This window comes from Phytomonospora endophytica (assembly GCF_014202425.1).
Taxonomy (GTDB): domain Bacteria; phylum Actinomycetota; class Actinomycetes; order Mycobacteriales; family Micromonosporaceae; genus Phytomonospora; species Phytomonospora endophytica.
On the sequence record NZ_JACHGT010000001.1, the window covers coordinates 476,418 to 497,487 of the forward strand.

Consider the following 21,070-nt stretch of genomic DNA (forward strand, 5'->3'; position numbering starts at 1 on the left):
TTCCTTGGTGCGACTACGATGTCGGGATGTCCCCCAAGCCCTTCTCACGTGTTGCCGCGTGTGCCGCCGTCGCGTCGACGGCCGCGCTCGCGCTGTCCGCCTGCGGTGCCGACGGTCCCGACGCCGGTGACGCCATAGAGCGGGTCGCCGAGGACGGCGGGGACATCGGCCTGGTGCTGCTGCTGACGGTCGTCGGCGGGCTCGGCCTGGCCGCGCTGGTCATCTGGCTCGTGGTGAAGCGCAACCGCGCGGCGGCCGCGCGGGCGAAGCAGGTCAAGCGGAGCCCCGACGAGGTGCCGAAGTTCAAGTCGGCGGTCGTCGCGACGGGCAACGTGCCGACGGTGCCGCCCGCGCAACGGACGCGGCTGCCGCGGAGGACGCCCGGCGGGGCGGCCGCGAGTGGGCCGGCGGCCGCGGCTCCCGAGCCGACGAAGAAGCACCCGGCGGTGCGGCCGGAGGATCTGGGACGGCGGCAGCCTCCGGCGCCGGTCGTGCCCGAGCCGACCAAGCTGGAGCCGGCGGTGCGCCGGGAGTACCTGGCCGATCCGAGCGAACCGACCGAGAAGCAGGCGGCGGTGAGCCCGGACGCGGTGGCGCCCGCCGACGCCGGGGAGGCGACGCCTGCCGGGAAGCGGCCCGACGCGGGTCCCGAGGTGTCCGCCGAGCCCGTCGCGCGGCCGCTGTCCGACCCGCAGCGGGCCGGGGACGCCCCGGTCGCCCCGGAGGAGACCGTCCTCATGCCCGCCATCCGGTTGGAGAACCTCCCGCCCAAGGGCGAGCCGGACGCACCCACGTGGGGTGCCGAGTACACCGCGCCCATGGACGCCGTGTCCGAGGACGATGTGAACGAGGAGGCCGCCGCGGAGGAGAGGGCCGAACCGGCCCCCGCGGTTCCCGAACGGCCCCACGATGTCGCGGTGCTAACGGGAGCCGAGATCGTCGAACCGGCCCCCGCCGGTCCCGAGACCGCGCAGGACCCTGCCGCCACCACCGACGCGAGCGAAACCGCTCCGGCGGACGAGACCGAGGCGCCCGAGCACCCGGACGATGCCGCTCCCGAGGTGCCCGCGTCCGCCGAAGAGGCACCGGCACACGAGCCCGGCGCGGGCGACGACCCGGCTGAGCCCACCCCGCACCGCGACGAGCCCGAACCCGCCCCCAAACCCACCGGCCGGGCCACCGCCCCGCTCCCACCCGAGCCTCCCGCCCAGCCGGGCCAGCGGCCGGTGTTCCCCGAATGGCCGACCGAGCCCTTCCAGATCCCGCCGAAGCAGCCGCCGGCGGAATGATCCGCGCGAGGTGACCGCGATGTCCACGTCCGAGCTTCTCATCCGGCCCGTCGCCCTCGACGACGTACGGGCCGTCGTCGAACTGCACCACCGCTGCTGGCGGGCCGCCTACGCCGGGCTCGTACCGGACGAGGCGCTCGACGCGATGGACCTCGGCCGCAGCGTCGAGCAGTGGCGCAGGGGAGTCCTCGACCCGCCCGCCGATCGTTTCCGCCTGCTCGCCGAACGCACCGGCTCGGTCGTCGCGTTCATCACCTACGGGACCTACCGGGAGGACCACGATCCCGATCGCCGGGACGCCGCGCTCGGCGGTGAGATCTACGCCGTCTACGCCGATCCGGAGGCGTGGGGCACCGGGGCCGGGCACGCGCTCATGACGACGGCGCTGGCACGCCTGCGGGAGCTGGGCCTGTCACCGATACGGCTGTGGGCCCTGGACGGCAACGAACGCGCGGCCCGCTTCTACCTCCGCCACGGTTTCGCCCTCGACGGCGCCCGGACCGTCCTGGACTTCAACGGCGCGTCGCTGCCGATCTCGCGTTACGAGCTCGGGGCCGCCGCGGGCTGAGGTTCGGGGGCCGCCGACTTCCACGGGATCGGCCACCACACGCCCGGTCGCGAGTCGGTCGCGTCGACACCGCGCCGGATGGGCATCCACAGCAGCAGCGCCACCAGCGCGAAGACATAGGTGTTCTCGGCGAGGAACCAGCCGAAACCGTGGTCCCAGTGCTTCCCGGGTTCCTCGGCGAACAGCCACACGAAGCCGTACATGAACGGCAGGTACGCGAACAGCGCGAGGGCCCCGTAGCCCCACCATCGTCGGCGGGACATGCGGGCGCGGTCGGTGCGCATCACGTCGAGGGTGATCAGCAGGGCGGGCACGATCCAGTAGATGTGGTGCGTCCACGACACCGGCGACATCAGGATCCCGACGATGCCGGTGAGCGTGAGCCCGGCGATCTCGTCGCCGTCGCGTCCGGCCTTCGCGGCCTTCCACATGCCGTAGGCGACCACCGCCGCCACCAGCACCAGCCACAGCCACTGCGGGTAGGCGTTGGGGTCGAAGATGCGTGCGAGGAGGCCAGCGACCGACTGGTTCGAGGTGTTGTCGTTGTGCCCGACGCGACCGGAGTCCCAGGCCGTGATCAACCAGAAGCGGATCGACATGCGTGGATCGACGAGCGCCGCCAGCAGCGAGACGACGGCCGCGGTGATGATCGATCCGGCCGCGGCCCGCCATCGTCTGGTCACCAGCAGATAGATGATGAAGATGCCGGGCGTGAGCTTGATCGCCGTCGCCAGTCCGATGCCGACGCCGGCGAGGGAGGACTTGCGGCGGACCAGGAAGAGCACGTCACCGAGGACCAGGGCGATCAGCATCAGGTTGACCTGGCCGAAGCTGAGGGTCTCGCGGATCGGTTCGACGCTGACGATGAAGCACCCGGCGACGGTCAGGCCGAGCCACAAGGGGATCCTGTGCCGTCGCAGTACCGGTGTGAGCAGCCAGTACGACGTGATCGCCAGGCACACGACCATGGCACCGATGTGGGTCCACTTGGCCATGTCCCACGGCAGCGCGCCCATCGGCGCCATCAGCACCGACGCGAACGGCGGGTAGGTGTACCCGAGGGTCCCGTTGATGACGTCTTCTTGCCAGTAGTCGTAGACGTTGCCGCCGGCCAGCCAGTAGCGGACGGCCTTACGGTAGATCCGCAGGTCGAAGAGGCGGTGGTGCCCGCCGTAGGTCGAGACGAGGTACCAGGTCACGACCACGAGGGCGACGGCTCCCGAGATCTGGGCGGGGAGCAGCCAGCGGGGGCGCCGGGCGCGTGCGGGGGCCGCTTCGCCGCCGTCCCGCTTCTCCTCGCCCACTGCCACCTCTTTCAACAAGTTCCGCAACCCCAACCGGTGCCGTCAACGCCACAAGATCGTGCCCGTACCCTTGCCGCATGGCGCTCGGTTTTGTCCGTCCGGCCCGTGCAGAGGACGCGGCCGAGATCGCACGGCTTCAACTCCTCACCTGGCGAACCGCGTACACACGGCTCATTCCCCCACACATTCTCGACCGGCTCGACAAGTCCTGGCTGACCGACCGCTGGCTCGCGGCGGTGGCCTCGCCACCGACGCCGGGGCACCACGTCCTGGTCGCCGTCGAGCAATCGGAGCCCGGAGCGCGGGCCGTCGGATTCGCGGCAATCGGTCCAGCCGACGACGATACCGCAGCACCCACCGATCCCCACCGACAGGAGCGCCCCGCCGGGCCCCTCGCGGCCATCACCGATCTGTTGGTGGAGCCGCGTTTCGGAAGGCGGGGACACGGCAGCCGCCTGCTGTCGGCGGCGATGGCCCACTGGAGCGACGACGGCTTCGCCTCGGCCTGGGCGTGGGCCTTCGCCGAGGACCCCGCGACGACCGGCTTCCTCCAGTCCGCGGGCTGGGAGTTCGACGGTGCGACCAGGGGCCTCGACATGGACGGCGTGGTCGTCGTCCAGCGGCGACTGCATGTGTCGGTACCCGAACGCGAGGGTGAAGTTCGATTACGATCAACCCGTGACCACGAAGGGTAATCGGGTGATCGCGCGTACGCGCGCGAAGCGAGCCGTCGCGGTGGGCGTGCTCGCGATCGTCGGGGCGTTCGCGCTGACCGGGTGCGTCAAGTTCGACATGGACGTCACCGTCAACCGGGACGACACCGTCAGCGGCACGCTCGTCGTCGCCTTCGACAAGAACGTCCTGACGCGGCTCGGTGGCGACGGGGACCCCCTCGGCGACGGCGCCGTCCAGGGCGTGACCAGTCAGCGGCCCTACGACGACGGCACCTTCACGGGCACCGAGTACGTGTACGAGAACACGCCGCTGTCGGAGTTCAACGACACCGACGCCGACGACGGGGACTTCATCCGCATCGACAGGGACGGCCAGAACTACGTCCTGAAGGGCGTCGCCGACACCAGATACGAACCGCCCGGCGACGGTGGCCCCCTCGACCAGGCGATCGCTGCGGCCATGCCGCGCGCCGACATGCGCGTCTCGGTGACCTTCCCGGGCGCCGTGCTGAGCACCAACGGCGAGATCTCCGACGACGGCCGGACCGTGACCTGGCAGCTGAGGATGGGCGAGCGCAACGAGCTCGACGCCGTCGCCGGGCCGGGCGGGAACCCGGAACTGGCGCTGTGGGTGCTGTGGATCAGCCTGGCGGCGGTCGCGCTGGTGTTCCTGCTGATCGTGTTCCAGCTGATGCGGGTCAGCCTGCGTCCTTGACGGCCGGCGGCTCCGGCGGGGTTTTTGTCACACCCGCCCGTTAACCTGCGCCCGTGGCCTCTATGCGCAGACAGAAGACGACCATCACCAACGCCGAGGCGCGCCGGATCGCGCTCGCCGCGCAGGGCTTCGGCGAGCCGCGGCCGGACGCCACCCCGACCCCGCGGCACCTCAAGAAGGTCCTGGCCCGCACCAACGCCCTCCAGATCGACTCGATCAACGTCCTGGTGCGCGCGCACTACATGCCGGTCTTCTCGCGGCTCGGGCCTTACCCCGCCGAGCTGGTCGACCGGGCCGCCTACCAGGGCAAGCGCGAGCTCTTCGAGTACTGGGGACACGCGGCCTCGCTCCTGCCCGTGCGGCTCCAGCCGCTGCTGCGCTGGCGCATGGCCCGTGCCGACGAGCACGCCTGGGGCGCGATGAAGCGGATCAACAAGGACCACCGGGTCTTCGTCGAGCGCGTCAAGGAGGTCGTCGGGGAGCACGGTCCGCTGCCCGCGCGCGGCATCGAGGCGGTCCTTGCCGAGGAGGACGCGTCTCTGCTGGTCCGCCGCAAGGACAACTGGGGCTGGAACTGGGGTGCGGTGAAGGCCGCGCTGGAGTACCTGTTCTGGGCGGGTGAGGTCACGACCGCCGCGCGGCCGAACTTCGAACGCACCTACGACCTGACCGAACGCGTCCTGCCGCCGGAGATCATCGCGACGCCGACCCCGGATCCCGCCGACGCCCACCGTGAGCTGATGGCCTTGTCGGCGGCGTCGCTGGGGGTCGCCACCGAGACGGACCTGCGCGACTACTTCCGCCTGCGCCCCGAGGGCGCCCGCAAGGCGCTCGCCGAGCTGGTGGAGGCGCAGACGGTGTTCCCGGTGTCGGTGGAGGGCTGGGCGAAGCCGGCGTATGTGCACGAGAGCGTGATCGTGCCGCGCGCGATCCGGGCGGCGGCTCTGGTGAGCCCGTTCGATCCGCTCGTGTGGGAGCGGGACCGGACACTGCGGTTGTGGGATTTCCACTACCGGATCGAGATCTATGTGCCGGAGGCGAAGCGCAAGCACGGGTACTACGTGCTGCCGTTCCTGCTGGACGAGCTGTTGTCGGCTCGCGTGGACTTGAAGGCGGACCGCAAGGAGGGCGTCCTGCGCGTCCCGTCGGCCTGGAAGGAGCCGCACGTGGACGCCGGCGGCGACTCGGCGCGTGTCGCGGCCGAGCTGGCGGCCGAGCTGCGGCGGATGGCGACGTGGCTGGGTCTGGAGAAGGTCGAGGCGCCGATGCGCGGTGACTTCGCCCGGGAGTTGACGGCGGCGTTGTGAGGGGGCGCATGCCGGAGGCGGGCGGGGTGGGGCGGCGTGGTGCGCCGTGAGCCCGGTACGGCCGCGGGGGCGGTCCGGTGCCGCTGTGCGGCTCGCGCCGGAGGGGACCCGGCCGCGGTGCTCGCGCCAGGGGCGAGGCTCGCCCGCTCGCACGCCGGCTCACCCAGGCGGGGAGCTCGGGGCACCGGCCCGGCATGCGCGAGTGCCGCTTCGCAGCTCGCCCGGGAACCCAAGGCGCGGCCCCGCGAGCACGAGTCCTCCGGTCCCGCTCACAGCGAGCCTCGCTTCGCTCGCCCACGCCGGGTACCGGCCGCGTTTCCCTGCCCTGGCCGGGAACTTGGCACCGGCGGCGGGTCGCAGCCCGATCCCCTGCCCTTCAGGCGGCTTTGTTCGCGCCGCCCGAACGAGCACAGCGGCGTTCACCCACTCAGGCCGGGAAGCCGAGTCATCCGACTCAAGAGCGCGAGTCCCCGCTCGCGGTTCACCCGCGCCGGGTGCCCCGCCGCGGTCACCCCGCCCACGCCGGGTACCCGGCCACGTCCGCACCCGCCTTGGGAACCTCGCACCGGCGGCGGGCCGAGGCCCGATCCCCTCAGGCGGTTTCGTTCGCACCGCCTGGACGAGCAGCGCTACTCTGAATCTGACTCGGCTGCGGCCATGGAAGGGATCTCGCGATGACGGAGGCGGCTGCGGCCCCCGAAGGGAGCGTCGAGGCGCTGGATGCCTCCGCGCCGCCTTGTGGTCCGGATTGCACGGTGCACAAGGTGCATCAGGCGGTGGTGTTGGGTCCGGACGGCCGCTACTATCCGGCGCCGGATTATCCGAAGCGGCCGGCGACGCGGTTGGGGCGTTTCTTCGGCCGGGTCGTGAACGGTCCGGCGTGGTTGGCGCCGTTGGCGTTGGTGATGTGCATGACCTTGCCGGTCTGGTATGTCCTGGCGAACAATCCGACGGACGCGGAGCCCGATCTGGGTGCGTGTGCCTTCAAGATGGTCACGGGCTTCGATTGTCCGGGTTGTGGTGGGACGCGGGCGTTGTGGTACGTCCTGCACGGGAATCTGCCGGAGGCGGCGCGCTATCACGCGATCGCGGTCTTCGCGGCGCCGTTCCTGGTCTACATGTACCTGTCGTGGGCGTGGCGGCGGATGTTCCCGAACGCGAGGTTCACGCTGCCGAAGTTGCGGCTGGGGCCGAACACGATCAGTGTCTTCCTGGCCGTGTGGGGCGTGTTCTGGGTCGTCCGCAATCTGCCGTGGGCGCCGTTCACGAGTCTCTACGTATAGCCCGGGGGCGATCGCCTTCCGGCAACCGCCCCCTGATGGATGAGCCCCGCACCCCTGGGACCACGTCTGGCGTGTCAGGCCTGGGTGCGCACGACCTCGATGTCCCCGCTGACCGTGCGGATCTGCAGGTTGAGGTCCGGTGTCGCGACCGCGACGGGCGTGTCGCCGACGGCGAGGTCGCTGCTGGTCCGGCCGCTGGTGCTGCTGAGGTCCAGCCAGACTCCGGTTCCCTTGGCGACGCCGACCGAGACCTCACCGGAGACGGTGCGGATCTTGTAGACCCCGCGGGCGCCCTGCCGGATGAGCACGTCGCCGGAGGCGGTGGTCGCCGACACGGAGCCGCCGGCCTCGCCGACGCGCACGTCACCGCTGGCGGAGCGGGTGGTGATCTCGCCTTCGGCGCGGTCGATCTCGATGTCGCCGGAGGCGGTGTTGGCGTGCACGCGCCCGAGGGCGTCGATGATCTTCACGTCGCCGCTGCCGCTGTTGGCGGAGATCTCGTCGGCTTCGGCGACGTGGACGCCGCCGCTGGCGGTGATGACGGTGACCTTCCCCGCACGTCCGCGGAGTGTGACGTCGGCCGAGGCGGACTTGGCGCGGACGTTGGAGCCGAGCGGCAGCCGGACGGTGATCCGCAGCGCCGGGAGGCGCTTGAAGAGCCAGCCGATGCCCGCTTCGGGGGTCCGCACGATGAGCGTGTCGCCGTCGAAGGTGACCTCGGTGGCGTCGGCCGCCTCACGGGCGTGGGCGTCGTTCGGGTTGTGCGGGACGACGTCGACGCTGGCCGACTCGCGTTCCTCGGCGGTGATGTCGAGCGTGCCGGAACCGATGCCGATGTCGGTGTTCACCGGTGTCGCGCAAGGAAAATCTGGCATGACGATCCTATTCGGACTCGAAGGCTTCAGGCTTGTGCGTAACCGGTGATGCGGCGGCCGAAGCGGGCCCGCCCGGTGGTGGAGCTGGTGGGAGGACCGCCGTGCACGGAGGCGTTGATGGCGCGGACCAGCCAGGCGTTGACCGAGATGCTCTCGGCGGAGGCGGCCTGTTCGACGGCCTCTTTGAGCTGCTCGGGCAGGCGCAGGGTGATGCGCGCGACATCGCCGGAGTCTCCGGCGCTGGTCGGCGGGGGAGCGGGCGCGGCGGCCGGGGCGTCGGTGACGACCATGTCGGCCTGGCGTCCGCGCATGCGAACCTCGACGGTGGCGGGGTGCCCGCTCTTGTCGAGTTCGTCGGTGATCTCATCGGCGGCGGCGGAGAGGACCTCCATCATCGACAGGCGGATGGCCGCCTCGATGGAGCCGGCGAGCAGCTCGGCGGTGCGGGTGACGTCCTCGCCGCCCGGTGCCGCGCTGCTGACGAAGTCACGCCGGAGTGTCTCAAGGTAAGGGCTCAAATCCATGACGCCAGTATGACACCTCCAGTGGCGTCATGCAATGCCAACCCAGCACAGAACTATTCTCAAGGCCAATCAACCGTCACTGACCGAGGGGCTACACCGTGTCCGCTGAGCCGGTAACCACCACGCCAGAGTTCAGGCTCATCGCCTGGACCCACTTCGAGCCCCCGGCCGACGTGCCGTGGTCGACCGACGCCGACGGCGGGGAGGGCCTCGCCGAGTTCGCCGGCCGCGCCTGCTATCAGTCCTGGAAGAAGCCGAACCCGGCCACCGCCACCAACGCCGGCTACCTGGAGCACATTCTCCAGGTCGGTCACCTGTCGGTCCTGGAGCACGGCTCGGCCACCTTCTACATGACCGGCATCTCCCGCTCGCTCACCCACGAGCTGATCCGGCACCGCCACTTCTCCTACAGCCAGCTCTCCCAGCGCTACGTCCCCGAACGTGACGCCATGATGGTCGAGCCGGATGTCATCGCCGAGGACCCGGAGCTGCACGCGAAGTTCCTGGCGGCGGCCGCCGCCTCGCAGCAGGCCTACATCGAGCTCCTCGAAGGCCTGGAGAAGAAGTTCGCCGACGTCCCCAACGCGACCCTCCGCCGCAAGCAGGCCCGCCAGGCCGCGCGCTCGGTGCTGCCCAACGCCACCGAGACCCGCATCGTCGTCACCGGCAACTACCGCGCCTGGCGCCACTTCGTCGCCATGCGCGCCACCGAGCACGCCGACGTCGAGATCCGCGCCGCCGCCGTCTCCTGCCTGCGCGAACTCCAGAAGACCGCGACGAACGTCTTCCGCGACTTCACCATCACCGCCCTCGAAGACGGCACCGAGGTGGCCAGCAGCCCCTACGTGCACGAAGGCTGATCGGGGCCCCCACGCAGTCAGTTAGGTTGGATCCCATGACGACCCACTCCGCGCGCCCGTTCGGGCGTTTGCTCACCGCGATGATCACGCCCTTCGGCGCGCGATCCGAAGTGGACGCCGACGGTGTGCGGGAACTCGCCGCGCACCTGGTGGACACGCAGCGGTGCGACGGTCTCGTGCTCAACGGCACGACCGGCGAGTCGGCGACCACCAGCGACGCCGAGAAGGAGGCCGTGGTGCGCGCGGTCGTCGAGGCCGTCGGCGACCGTGCGAAGGTCGTCGCCGGTGTCGGCACCAACGACACCGCCCACTCCATCGAGCTCGCCCGCCGGGCCGAGGAGGCCGGGGCGCACGGTCTGCTGGTCGTCACCCCGTACTACAACAAGCCGCCGCAGGCCGGGCTGATCCGGCACTTCACGGCCATCGCCGACGCGACGGGCCTGCCGGTGATGCTCTACGACATCCCGGGCCGCTCGGGCGTCCCGATCGAGACCGAGACGATCATCCGGCTGGCCGAACACCCCAGGATCGTCGCCGTCAAGGACTCCAAGGGCGACCTCTTCGCCTCGCAGCGGGTCCTGGCGGCCACCGATCTGTCGCTGTACAGCGGCATCGACGAACTCAATCTCGCCACGGCGGCGATCGGTCAGGTGGGCGCGGTCAGCGTCGTCGCCCACCTTGTCGGTCACCGCCTGGCCGAGATGTACGACGCGGTAGACCGGGGCGACCTCGCCACGGCACGCGCGGTGAACCTCGCGCTCGTCCCCGCCGTCGCCGGTCTCATGACCCGCACTCAGGGCACGATCGCGGTGAAAGCCGCATTGGACATGAAAGGTCTTCCGGCGGGGCCGGTGCGCTCTCCGCTGGTCGACGCCGATGGCGTCCTCCGGGAGCAGCTGCGCGCCGATCTGGCCGCCGCCGGAGAGACGTTGTGAAAAGGGGAGACACAGTGAGCCAAGGAAGTACCGAATTGGGCCCGCCGCCCCCTCTCAGCGAGGGCGCGCTGCGGGTCATCCCGCTCGGCGGGCTCGGCGCGATCGGCCGCAACATGGCCGTGTTCGAATACGACGGCAAACTGCTGGTCGTGGACTGCGGGGTCCTTTTCCCCGACATGGATCAGCCCGGGGTCGACCTCATCCTGCCGGACTTCTCCCCGATCCTCGACCGGCTCGATGACGTGGAGGCCGTGGTCCTGACCCACGGGCACGAGGACCACATCGGAGCGGTCCCGTACCTGCTCCAGCACAAGCCCGACATCCCGCTGGTGGGTTCGCAGTTCACCATCGCCCTGGTCGAGGCGAAACTCGCCGAGCGCCGGATCAAGCCCTACTCGCTCGTCGTCGCCGACGGCGGCACCGAGCAACTGGGTGCCTTCGAGTGCGAGTTCTTCGCGGTCAACCACTCGATTCCCGACGCGATGGCCGTGGCCATCCGCACGCCGGCGGGCACGGTCCTGCACACCGGTGACTTCAAGATGGACCAGCTGCCGCTCGACGGGCGCATCACCGACCTCGCCGGTTTCGGCCGCCTCGGCGCCGAGGGCGTCGACCTGCTCATGTCGGACTCGACGAACGCCGAGATCCCCGGCTTCGTCACCTCCGAGCAGGAGATCCGGCCCGTCCTCGACGACATCTTCCGGACCGCCACCGGCCGCATCATCGTCGCCTCCTTCGCCTCGCACGTGCACCGCGTGCAGCAGGTCATGGACTCCGCCCACCAGCACGGCCGCAAGGTCGCGCTGATCGGGCGGTCGATGGTCCGCAACATGGGCATCGCACGCGACCTGAAGCTGCTCAACATCCCCGGCGACCTGCTGGTCTCGATCGACGACGCGGCCTCGATGAGGCCCGAGGAGATCGTGTTCATGTCGACCGGTTCGCAGGGCGAGCCGATGAGCGCCCTCGGCCGCATGGCCTCCGGCGACCACCGGCACATCACCGTCGGCGAAGGCGACACCGTCGTGCTGGCCTCGTCGCTGGTGCCGGGCAACGAGACGGCCGTCTACGGCGTCATCAACCGCCTCTCGCGGGCCGGCGCCACGGTCATCCACAAGGACGTCGCGAAGGTCCACGTCTCCGGGCACGCCCCGGCCGGTGAGCTGCTGTACCTGCTCAACATGGTCCGGCCCAGCAGCTTCATGCCCGTGCACGGCGAGTGGCGCCACCTGCGCGCCCACGCTCGCCTCGCGGTCAAGACCGGTGTCCCCGCCGACCAGGTCGCCCTCGTCGAGGACGGCGACGTCGTCGACCTCATCGACGGTGTCGCGCGCGTCGTCGGGCACGTCCCGAACCGCTACATCTTCGTCGACGGCCTCGCCGTCGGCGACGTCGGCGAGAGCCTGCTCAGCGAGCGGCGCATCCTCGGCGACGGCGGCTTCATCGCCGCGACCGTCGTCATCGACTCGGTCACCGGCAAGGTCGTCGGCGGCCCGACGGTCTCCGCGAAGGGCTTCAGCGAGGACCCCGCGGCATTCGACCCGGTCCTGCCGGTCATCACCGCGGCCCTCGACCGGGCCTCGGAGGACGGCGTCACCGACCCGCACCAGCTCCAGCAGCTCGTGCGCCGCACGGTCGGGCGCTGGGTCAACGAGACCTACCGCCGCCGCCCGATGATCGTCCCGAACGTGCTGGAGGTCTAGGCACCACCGCGACACAGGCACCGCCCCGGCCCACCCGGCCGGGGCGGTGCCGTGTGCGCGTTCGGTGACTCCCGCGGATCTTGCCCGCCGTCGGCGCCGTTGATACCTTCACCCGATGCAGCGTCATCGAAAGCCGCTCCGCCGGCTCGCCGTGCTCGGCATGGCCTTAATAATGGCCGCGACGATCTCCCCCCAGGCGGCTTCGGCCGACCCCCTCCCCAAGGCCGACGGCCGCCTCGACCTGTCCTGGGAACTCACCGACACGGGCGTCACCGGCCAGTTCCGCGGCCTGTCGGCGGTCAGCTCGAAGGTCGCCTGGGTCGCCGGCAGCGGCGGCACGATCCTCCGCACCGTCGACGGCGGCGGCTCCTGGCAGAACGTCTCCCCGGCCGAGGCGGCGGGCCTGGAGTTCCGCGACATCGAGGCCTTCGACGCCCGGCGCGCCGTCGCGCTGACCATCGGCCCGGCCGAGGAGTCGCGCGTCTACGTCACCGACGACGGCGGCACCACCTGGACCAACACCTTCACCAACGCCGAACCGACGGCCTTCTACGACTGCATGGCCTTCTTCGACACGCGCCACGGCATCGCCATGAGCGACCCCGTCGACGGCCGGATCCGCTTCATCCGCACCGCCGACGGCGGCCGGACCTGGAGCGTCCTCCCGGCCGAGCGCTCGCCCGAGGCCCTGCCCGGCGAGTTCGCGTTCGCCGCCAGCGGCCAGTGCCTCGTCGCCGCCGACCGGCACAACGCCTACCTCGTCACCGGGGGAGCCGAGACGGCCCGCATCATCCACACCGCCGACCGCGGCGCCACCTGGACCGCGCACGACACCGCCGTCAAGAGCGGCCCGAGCGCCGGCATCTACGCCGCCGCGTTCGCAGACGCCAAGCACGGCATCCTCGTCGGCGGCGACTACACCACGCCCACGTCGGCCCCCGACGCCTTCGCCTACACCGGCAAGGGCCCCGCCGGACTCGAACTCTCCGGCGACAGCCCCGGCGAGTACCGCTCCGGCGTGTCCTTCCTCGCCGGTCCGCTCGCCGTCACCGTCGGCCCGACCGGCAGCGACCTCACCTTCGACGGCGGCCGCAGCTGGCACCGCTTCGACGACGGCGCCTTCGACAGCGTCGACTGCGTCCACGGTTTCGCCTGCTGGGCCTCGGGACCGAAGGGACGGGTGGCGAAACTCAGCCTCGGCTGACCCTTCGCCGACGCACCTGAGCCCCCGGTCGTGGCCACGGTCTACTGTGGCCACTACCGGGGGTGTCTCGTGGAAAGGATGAACGCGCGACATGAGCGCCGACAGCCTCGCCTGGCAGCGCACCCTGCTGCTGGCGGACGACGCCGACCCCGACGCCGTGGCCAAGCACGCCGCCGACCGGGACTGGCCCACCTGCGAAGAAGGCGGTGACTGGCCGGGGGCATCCGTCCTCGCCGCCTGGCGCACCACCGACGACTCACTCGTCCGGTACGCCGAACACCAGCTGTACGGGACCCGGTTCGTGTGCCTCTCGGCGGCGATCCCGGAAGCGGGCGAGGCCCTCGCGGCCGAACTCGCCACGGTCGTCCCGACGGTGACCCTCGCCGACGCGCTCGCCGTCCTGGCCACCGAACCCGCCGCCGAGCCGGTCGCGCTGATCCGCGCGGCCCGTGAACTCGCGACGCTGCGGGTCATCCGCACCGCCGACGGCGGCGAGGACCCCGGCCACGAGGCGATCGACCGCCACGCCGGGCACGCCAACCCGCACGTCCGGCGGGTCGTGCGACTGGTGATGGGGGAGTAGCCCGGGAATCTCCCACGCGCCCGAAGAAAACGGCGAACCCGGGCATAGGTCCCGCACCCTCGCCTTGTCTCCGCTTTCGGTGCGCTCCCCCGGGCGTGCCATCGTCCAGTTAGGAGACACGAGTGCGAACGAGACCCACCCCGTTCACTCGCCTGTTCACCGGTGTCGCGGCGCTCGCCGTCGCGGCCGGGACAGTGGTCGCGGCCCCGGTCGCTGCCCTCGCGGCGGGCCCGCCCGCGGACAGCCCGGACACGTCCGCCGGGAGCGTCACCCTCATCACCGGCGACGTGGTCACCGTCCGATGGGCCGACGGCCAGGAGATTCCCGACGTGCGACCGGCCCCGGGACGCGCCGACGTCGACTTCGAGGTCCGGCGCCGCGACGGCCACCTGCACGTCCTGCCCGCCGACGCGCTGCGTCCCGTCGCGGAGGGCCGGGTCGACGCCCGCCTCTTCGACATCACCGCTCTGCTCGCCGCCGGGCACGGCGACGAGCGGTCCGGCGCGGTGCCGCTCATCGTGCGCGGCGGAACCGTCGCCGGAGTCACGGCCCGCATCCCGGGCCTTGGCATGTCCGCGGTGGCCCACGACAAGGACGACACGAGCCTGTGGCGCCGGCTCGCCGAAGGCGATGTCGACCGCGTGTGGCTCGACGGCGTCCGGCAGGTCACGCTCGCCGAGTCGGTTCCGCAGATCAGGGCACCGCAGGCATGGGAGGCGGGTTACGACGGTGCAGGCATCACCGTCGCCGTCCTCGACACCGGCGTCGACGCCACCCATCCCGACCTGGCCGGCCGGATCGCCGGCTCCCGCAACTTCACCGAGGCACCCGACGTCGACGACACCGTCGGTCACGGCACGCACGTCGCCTCCACGATCGTCGGCAGTGGCGCCGCCTCGCAGGGCCGGTACAAGGGCGTCGCGCCCGGAGCCGAGCTGCTCATCGGCAAGGTCTGCCCCGACACGTCCTGCCCCGACTCGGCGGTCCTCGCCGGTATGGAATGGGCCGCGAAGTCCGGTGCCGACGTCGTCAACTTGAGCCTCGGCGGACCCGACACCCCCGGCATCGATCCCCTCGAACAGGCGGTCGCCGACCTGAGTGCCGCGTACGGGACGCTGTTCGTCACCGCCGCGGGCAACAGCGGCGCCGACGCGAGCGTCGATTCGCCCGGGAGCGCCGACGCGGCCCTGACCGTCGGAGCCGTCGACAAGTCGGGCGTCCTCGCGGAGTTCTCCAGCCGTGGCCCGCGCCTCGGCGACTCCGCCCTCAAGCCGGACATCACCGCCCCCGGTGTCGGCATCGTCGCCGCGAAGGCCGCCAACGGATGGCTCGGTGAACCCGCCGGGGACGGCTATGTCTCGATGGACGGCACGTCCATGGCCACACCGCATGTGGCGGGTGCGGCGGCGATCCTCAAACAGCGGCACCCCGGGTGGTCCGGGCAGCGCCTGAAGTCGGCTCTCATGGGCTCGGCCGTCCCCGCCGAGGGCGTCAGCCCGTTCGCCCAGGGCGCCGGGCTCGTCGACGTCGCCGCGGCGGTCGAGCGGAAGATCACCGCCGTCCCCGGCTCGATCTCGGCGGGTGTGGCGCAGTGGCCGCACGCCGACGACGCCCCGGTCACCCGGACCCTCACCTACCGCAACAGCGGGAAACTGCCCGTCGTGCTGCGTCTGTCGGTCGCCGCCATCGGCCCGGACGGCGCCACCGCGCCCGCCGGGACCTTCACGCTCGACCGCACCCGCCTGACCGTGCCCGGCAAGGGCACCGCCAAGGTGAAGGTCACCGTGGACACCCGCCGTGGCGGCCCCGACGGCCTGTACACCGGCCGCGTCACCGCCACCGGGCCCGGAAACGCCGTCACCACGCCGATCGCGGTCGACAAGGAACCCGAGAGCTACGACCTGACCCTGACGGTCACCGACCGGGACGGGTCGGCGGCGAGCGACTACGTGCTCGGCCTCGTCGATCTCGACCGCCTCGTGTACCACTCTCCCTACGACGCCGACGGAACCGTCACCCTGCGGCTCCAGAAGGGCCGCTACCACCTCGACGCGGTCGTCTACGAACCCGGCCAGGTGCAGTCGCGGCTCACCCGGCCGACCTTCGCGCTCACCGCCGACACCACGCTCGCCTTCGACGCCGCCGACGCGAAACGCGTGACGATCACCGTCCCCGACCCGTCGGTGTCGGCCGCGCGGGTCACCGTCGGCTACCAGCGCCTCTTCCCTGGTGGCGCCTTCGACTCCCTGGTCCTCGGCTCCCGGCTGGAGGCGATGTACACCGGGACCCTCGGCGAGCCCAGCGACGAGCTCACCGCACTGATCGCCGGTACCTGGGCGGTCCGCGGCGAGGACGGCACGACCTACGCCAGCCCCGTCGCGTTCCACCTCACCTGGTACACGCACGGCTCACTGCCCAACGGCTTCGTCCGGGACGCGACCTATGGTGACCTGGCCCGGATCAACACGACCTATCGTTCGCAGGGCGAGGGCAAGAGCGGCAACAAGGGCTGGATCGCGACCGATCCGCGCGGCTGGAGCAGCGGCATCTGGCTGCGCGTCGCGAGCCTGCCGACGACCCGCACCGAGTACCACAACCTCGCCGACGGCATGATGTGGCGCAGCGAGTTCGAGCAGGTCCACCTCGACGCCGAGGGCCTGACCCACACCGAGCACCTGGTCCGCACCGGCCCGTACGACCACGTCGCCGGCGGGGTCTACTTCCAGACCGTCAACTCCGCGGTGACCGGCCCGGGCCTGCGCGACTGGGGCTCCCCGATGCTCTACCGCGCGGGTGACGCCATCACCGCCGACGCGATCTCGCTGACGAGCGACGCCACCCCGGAGTCGCACGGGTACACCTACCTCGACAGCTCCCGCACCGCCCTCTACCGCGAGGGCACCCTGGTCAAGGAGTTCTTGTTCCGCGAGGGCTTCGGGTTCTTCCCGGTACCGGCCGCCGAGGCCGGCTACCGGCTGGAGGCCGAGGCCGTCCGGAGTGAGTCGCCGTTCTCCACCAGGGTCGAGGCCGTCTGGACCTTCCGGTCCGGCCACAGTGACCGGCCCTGCGACGACCCCGAACCGCTGCCGCTGACCATGGTCAGGTTCGCACCCGAGGGCCTCGACCTGTACAACTACGCGCCCGCCGGTGCCGCCGTGCGGGTGCCGATCACCGTGCAGCACCAGACCGCCGCCGGACTCGCCTCGTTGAGTGTGGAGGTGTCCTTCGACGACGGTGGAACGTGGACACCGGCCGCCGTCGACGGGATGGCGCTGACGATCGACGGCCCGTCCGCACCCGGCTTCGTCTCCCTGCGCGTCACGGCGACCGACACCGAGGGCAACACCGCCGAACACACCATCATCCGCGCCTACGGGGTGCGCTGACCCGAACGACGGGCCGGGGTCCCACCCCGGCCCGTCGCCGGTAACGGCGCCCTCTCCACCAGGGCCCTGGCAGACTGACCCCGTGCTCTTCCGACGCGCCGCACTCGACCGCATCGCCGCGGGCGAGGACGACCTCGCCTTCCGCCGATGGCGGCGGCCGGCCGTCAAGCCAGGCGGCACCCTGCAGACCGCCGTCGGTGTGCTGCGCGTGACCGCCGTCGAGACCATCGCCGACGACGCCGTCACCGACGACGACGCCCGGCGCGCCGGGTTCGCCGACCGCGCCGAGCTGCTCGCCGCGTTTCCCGCGAGCGAAGACCGCGAGCTGTACCGCGTCGAACTCCACCGCGAAGGCGACGATCCCCGCATCGCCCTGCGGGAAGACGCCGACCTCACCTCCGGCGAGCTCGCCGCCGTCACGGCGCGCCTCACGAGCCTCGAATCCCGGCGTGGGCCGTGGACGCGCGAAGTCCTGCGCCTCATCGCCGGCAACCCCGGCACGCGCGCGGCCGACCTCGCCGCCCGGCTCGGCCGCGAGACCCCGCGCTTCAAGGCCGACGTCCGCTCGCTCAAGGAGCTGGGCCTCACCGAGAGCCTTGAGGTCGGCTACCGGATCTCTCCGCGTGGACGAGCGATCCTCGACACGAGCGGCTAGCCTTCCCCGAACTCGTCCTCCAGGCCTTCGAAGATCCACTCCCAGAAGTGCGCATCGCCCCAGCCGAGCCCGCCGATCGTGGCCCTGAGATCCGCGATCGCCGCCGGGGCCTCGCCGGCCTCGATGCGCTCCTCGCAACGCTTGAGCAGCGCCATCGCGCCCGCCAGCTCGGCGATCCCGTCGAAGGCGAGTCCCTGATGGCCTTCACCGTGGTCCCAGCCGCTCGGGTAGTACACCTCGACGGCGCCGGTCTTCCCGTCGACCATGAGGTGGTACTCGTTGTAGGTCGCGAAGGCATAGGACACGGCGGTCGGCGGCGAGTCGTCGTCGGGGTCGCGGCGGCCGAAGATCTCGTCGGCGTCGGCCTCCCAGGGGCCCTTGACGGGCAGGGTCGACGAGTCGATGTCGAAACGGCCGAACTTCACCGCCGGGAAACCGGTGGTGCGCAAGAACTCCAGCGTCTCGGCGTCGACGAGCTTCGCGGGCGTCTCGGTGGGCCGCCACAGGGCGCCGGCGCCGAACACCTCGGCGAGGTGTTCGGCGGTGGGGCGGGTGATGATCTTCAGGTCATGGGTCACGGCCACAGTGTCCACGGCCGTGCAAGCCCTAGCGTCCGGGCATCCGCGTGGGGTGCGGGATCGGGTTCGGGGGCACCATCCGCAGGTCGACGACCATCGCGTCGGCCGGCATGTCGAGCACCTGCGCGATCGTCGCGGCGACGGTCGCCGCGCTCGTGGCGCGCGAAGGGTCGTAGTCCGCCTGGAGCTCGGCGCGCAGTTGTCGCTGCATGTCGGTGTCGGTGTTGCCCGGGTAGACCGTGCTCACCCGCACCACACCGGTCTCCTCGGCGCGCAGGGCGTCGGCCAGGGACTTCAGCCCGGCCTTGCTGGCGCCGTAGGCGGCCCACAGGGGGCCGGTGCTCAGCCCGGCGCCGGAGTTGACGAACACGACCTGCCCGCGCGCCGAACGCAGCGCCGGAAGCAGGATCCGGGTCAGTTCCGCCGGAGCCACGAGGTTCACGTTCAGCTCGCGCTGCCACAGTTCCACGCCGATCCCGTCGACCGGGCCGGGGTCGGAGATCCCCGCACAGTGGACGAGCGCGTCGAGGTGGCCGACGGCGGGCAGGGCGCTCGCGAGCCGCGCGGGATCGGCGAGGTCGGCGACGATCGCCTCGGCGCCCTCGGGGAGACCGGCGGGGTCCCGGACCAGCGCGAGGACGCGATCGCCGCGGGCGGTGAGGATCCCGGTGAGTTCGGCACCGATGCCGCGGCTCGCGCCGGTGACCATGATCGTGGACATGGTCACGAGGGTATCGCCGTCTCGATCCGGCAACGATCGGACCGAACGCCCTACCGGCCGTGTCGTCGTTACCGGTACGTTGCCTCTTTCTGCTTGGCTATCTGCGGCAGATCCCCCTCTTAAGGAGACCGACACCATGACCGTACGGCGACGTCGCGTACTGGCGGCGTTCGGCGCGGTGGCTGTACTCGGCGGAGTGGCCTTCGCCGCTCCCACGAGCGCCAGTAAGCCCGGCAAGACCACCGACATCCAGATCCTGGCGTTCAACGACTTCCACGGGAACCTGGAGCCCCCGGCGGGCTCGTCCGGGACGATCCAGACCGGCGTCGGTTCCGACGGCAAGCCGGTCACGGTTCCGGCCGGTGGCGTCGAGTACCTCGCCACCCACCTGGAGGCCGCCCGCGCCGGACACGAGAACACCGTGACCGTCGCCGCCGGCGACATCATCGGCGCCAGCCCGCTGCTGTCGGCGGCGTTCCACGACGAGCCCACCGTCGAGGCGATGGAGAAGCTCGGCCTCGACATCACCGCCGTCGGCAACCACGAGTTCGACGAGGGCATCGACGAGCTGCGCCGCATCCAGTCCGGCGGCTGCCACGCCGTGGACGGCTGCGCCGACCCGGAGAACCCCTACGACGGCGCGGACTTCCCGATGCTGGGCGCCAACGTCGTCGACAAGAACACCGGCCTGCCGGCGCTTCCCCCGGTGTGGGTGAAGAACTTCCAAGGTGCCCGCGTCGGCTTCATCGGCATGACCCTTGAGGGCACGCCGAACATCGTGGCCAAGGAAGGCATCAAGAACCTCGCGTTCAAGGACGAGGTCAAGACCGCCAACCTCTACGCGGGCCTGCTGCGCCTGATCGGCGTCAAGTCGATCGTCGTGCTGCTGCACGAGGGCGGCATGCCGGCCAGCAACGTGTACAACTACAACTGCGACTCGCCCGGACCCGGCGACGGGATCTCCGGGCCGGTCACCGACATCGCCAAGAAGCTCGACTCGTCGATCGACCTGGTCGTCACCGGTCACACGCACCAGTCGTACACGTGCAACATCCCCGACCCGTCGGGTAACCCGCGGATGGTCACGTCCAGCTCGTCCTTCGGGCGGTTGTTCACCGAGATCAACGTGACCTACGACCACAAGACGCGCGACATCGTGCGCACGTCGGTGGACGCGTCGAACCACATCGTCACCCGCGACGTCACCAAGGCCGAGGACCAGACGGCGCTGATCGCCAAGTACAAGGAGCTGGTCGACCCGATCGCCAACCGGCAGATCGGCTACATCTCCGGCGACATGCCCGGTCGCGGTTCGACGAAGCCGGAGTCGCCGCTGGGCGACCTGATCGCCGACTCGCAGCTGGCGGCGACCGCCGCGGCAGACAAGGGCGGCGCGGTCATCGCGCTGATGAACCCCGGCGGCGTGCGCTCGGACCTGGTGTACAAGGCGTCCGGCGCCGAAGGCGACGGCGTGGTGACCTATGGCGAGGCGTTCACCGTCCAGCCGTTCAACAACAACCTCACCACGATCAGCCTGACCGGAGCGCAGCTCGTCACCGTGCTCCAGCAGCAGTACAGCGGGCCGAACCAGGCCAGCCCGAAGGTGCTCCAGCCCTCGGAGGGCTTCACCTACACGGTGGACAACTCCAAGACGGGCGCGGACAAGATCGTCACCGGCAGCGTCAAGCTGAACGGGACGGCCCTCGACCCGGCCGCGACCTACCGGGTGACGGTGAACATCTTCCTCGCCGACGGCGGGGACGGCTTCGCCGAGCTGGCCAAGGGCACCGACCGCCTCGTCGGCGGGCTCGACATCGACGCGCTGGAGGCGTGGTTCACGGCGAACACGTCGGCCACGAACCCGGCGGCGCCGCTCCCGGCGAACCGGATCACGTTCATCTAAGGC

19 protein-coding genes are annotated in these 21,070 nt (G+C 71.2%); 14 read left to right on the forward strand and 5 right to left on the reverse strand.

Annotation, left to right across the window (positions count from 1 at the left end; translation table 11 throughout):
• Positions 1 to 26: 26 nt before the first annotated feature.
• Positions 27 to 1,289 carry a hypothetical protein gene (locus HNR73_RS01960; RefSeq protein WP_184785440.1) on the forward strand — a complete coding sequence of 421 codons (1,263 nt, stop codon included), beginning with the start codon at positions 27 to 29 and terminating at the stop codon, positions 1,287 to 1,289.
• A 19-nt stretch (positions 1,290 to 1,308) separates the two neighbouring features.
• Positions 1,309 to 1,857, forward strand: a complete 549-nt coding sequence (locus HNR73_RS01965; protein ID WP_184785441.1) for a GNAT family N-acetyltransferase — start codon at positions 1,309 to 1,311, stop codon at positions 1,855 to 1,857.
• Here the strand turns inward: HNR73_RS01965 and HNR73_RS01970 are convergent.
• Positions 1,830 to 3,161 carry a glycosyltransferase family 87 protein gene (locus HNR73_RS01970; RefSeq protein ID WP_184785443.1) on the reverse strand — a complete coding sequence of 444 codons (1,332 nt, stop codon included), beginning with the start codon at positions 3,159 to 3,161 and terminating at the stop codon, positions 1,830 to 1,832. The genes HNR73_RS01965 and HNR73_RS01970 overlap by 28 nt on opposite strands.
• A gap of 77 nt (positions 3,162 to 3,238) precedes the next feature.
• On the opposite strand from HNR73_RS01970, the gene HNR73_RS01975 reads away from it, so the two are divergent.
• From HNR73_RS01975 to HNR73_RS39395, 4 genes are all read left to right on the forward strand, one after another.
• On the forward strand, positions 3,239 to 3,856 hold the full coding sequence (locus HNR73_RS01975; protein ID WP_184785445.1) for a GNAT family N-acetyltransferase: 618 nt from the start codon (positions 3,239 to 3,241) through the stop codon (positions 3,854 to 3,856).
• On the forward strand, positions 3,840 to 4,550 hold the full coding sequence (locus HNR73_RS01980) for an LppM family (lipo)protein (protein WP_184785446.1): 711 nt from the start codon (positions 3,840 to 3,842) through the stop codon (positions 4,548 to 4,550). Before HNR73_RS01975 ends, HNR73_RS01980 begins: the two co-directional genes overlap by 17 nt.
• A 62-nt stretch (positions 4,551 to 4,612) precedes the next feature.
• The gene (locus HNR73_RS01985; RefSeq protein ID WP_184785725.1) at positions 4,613 to 5,857 is read left to right on the forward strand and encodes a winged helix-turn-helix domain-containing protein; all 1,245 of its coding nucleotides are present in this window, start codon (positions 4,613 to 4,615) and stop codon (positions 5,855 to 5,857) included.
• A 674-nt stretch (positions 5,858 to 6,531) separates the two neighbouring features.
• A complete protein-coding gene (locus tag HNR73_RS39395) occupies positions 6,532 to 7,140 on the forward strand; it encodes a DUF2752 domain-containing protein (RefSeq protein WP_239122091.1) in 609 nt (202 codons plus the stop codon).
• A 74-nt stretch (positions 7,141 to 7,214) separates the two neighbouring features.
• On the opposite strand, the gene HNR73_RS01995 is transcribed toward HNR73_RS39395, so the two are convergent.
• Both HNR73_RS01995 and HNR73_RS02000 read right to left on the reverse strand, forming a co-directional pair.
• Positions 7,215 to 8,015, reverse strand: coding sequence for a DUF4097 family beta strand repeat-containing protein (locus tag HNR73_RS01995; RefSeq protein ID WP_184785447.1), 801 nt, complete (start codon positions 8,013 to 8,015; stop codon positions 7,215 to 7,217).
• Between the two features lie 26 nt (positions 8,016 to 8,041).
• Positions 8,042 to 8,539 (reverse strand): toxin-antitoxin system HicB family antitoxin, encoded by a 498-nt coding sequence (locus HNR73_RS02000; protein ID WP_184785448.1) that lies wholly within the window; start codon positions 8,537 to 8,539, stop codon positions 8,042 to 8,044.
• Positions 8,540 to 8,637: 98 nt separating this feature from the next.
• Between HNR73_RS02000 and thyX the strand changes: the two genes are divergently transcribed.
• The 7 genes from thyX to HNR73_RS02035 all read left to right on the forward strand — a co-directional run bounded on the left by thyX (position 8,638) and on the right by HNR73_RS02035 (position 17,865).
• Positions 8,638 to 9,399, forward strand: coding sequence for an FAD-dependent thymidylate synthase (gene thyX, locus HNR73_RS02005; protein WP_184785450.1), 762 nt, complete (start codon positions 8,638 to 8,640; stop codon positions 9,397 to 9,399).
• Between the two features lie 35 nt (positions 9,400 to 9,434).
• Positions 9,435 to 10,334, forward strand: coding sequence for a 4-hydroxy-tetrahydrodipicolinate synthase (gene dapA, locus HNR73_RS02010; RefSeq protein WP_184785451.1), 900 nt, complete (start codon positions 9,435 to 9,437; stop codon positions 10,332 to 10,334).
• 14 nt (positions 10,335 to 10,348) lie between these two features.
• Entirely contained in the window at positions 10,349 to 12,037 is a 1,689-nt protein-coding gene (locus tag HNR73_RS02015) for a ribonuclease J (protein WP_184785453.1), read from the forward strand.
• 115 nt (positions 12,038 to 12,152) lie between these two features.
• A complete protein-coding gene (locus HNR73_RS02020; protein ID WP_203686109.1) occupies positions 12,153 to 13,241 on the forward strand; it encodes a WD40/YVTN/BNR-like repeat-containing protein in 1,089 nt (362 codons plus the stop codon).
• 91 nt (positions 13,242 to 13,332) lie between these two features.
• Positions 13,333 to 13,824 (forward strand): hypothetical protein, encoded by a 492-nt coding sequence (locus HNR73_RS02025; RefSeq protein ID WP_184785454.1) that lies wholly within the window; start codon positions 13,333 to 13,335, stop codon positions 13,822 to 13,824.
• A 122-nt stretch (positions 13,825 to 13,946) separates the two neighbouring features.
• Entirely contained in the window at positions 13,947 to 17,210 is a 3,264-nt protein-coding gene (locus HNR73_RS02030; RefSeq protein ID WP_184785456.1) for a S8 family serine peptidase, read from the forward strand.
• 82 nt (positions 17,211 to 17,292) lie between these two features.
• A complete protein-coding gene (locus tag HNR73_RS02035; RefSeq protein WP_184785457.1) occupies positions 17,293 to 17,865 on the forward strand; it encodes a hypothetical protein in 573 nt (190 codons plus the stop codon).
• Here HNR73_RS02035 and HNR73_RS02040 read toward each other — a convergent pair.
• Both HNR73_RS02040 and HNR73_RS02045 read right to left on the reverse strand, forming a co-directional pair.
• Positions 17,862 to 18,443: an SUKH-4 family immunity protein gene (locus tag HNR73_RS02040; protein WP_184785458.1), complete on the reverse strand. Its 582-nt coding sequence runs from the start codon at positions 18,441 to 18,443 to the stop codon at positions 17,862 to 17,864. The genes HNR73_RS02035 and HNR73_RS02040 overlap by 4 nt on opposite strands.
• A 28-nt stretch (positions 18,444 to 18,471) precedes the next feature.
• A complete protein-coding gene (locus HNR73_RS02045) occupies positions 18,472 to 19,164 on the reverse strand; it encodes an SDR family oxidoreductase (RefSeq protein WP_184785459.1) in 693 nt (230 codons plus the stop codon).
• Between the two features lie 136 nt (positions 19,165 to 19,300).
• Between HNR73_RS02045 and HNR73_RS02050 the strand changes: the two genes are divergently transcribed.
• Positions 19,301 to 21,067: a bifunctional metallophosphatase/5'-nucleotidase gene (locus HNR73_RS02050; RefSeq protein WP_184785460.1), complete on the forward strand. Its 1,767-nt coding sequence runs from the start codon at positions 19,301 to 19,303 to the stop codon at positions 21,065 to 21,067.
• Positions 21,068 to 21,070 lie beyond the last annotated feature (3 nt).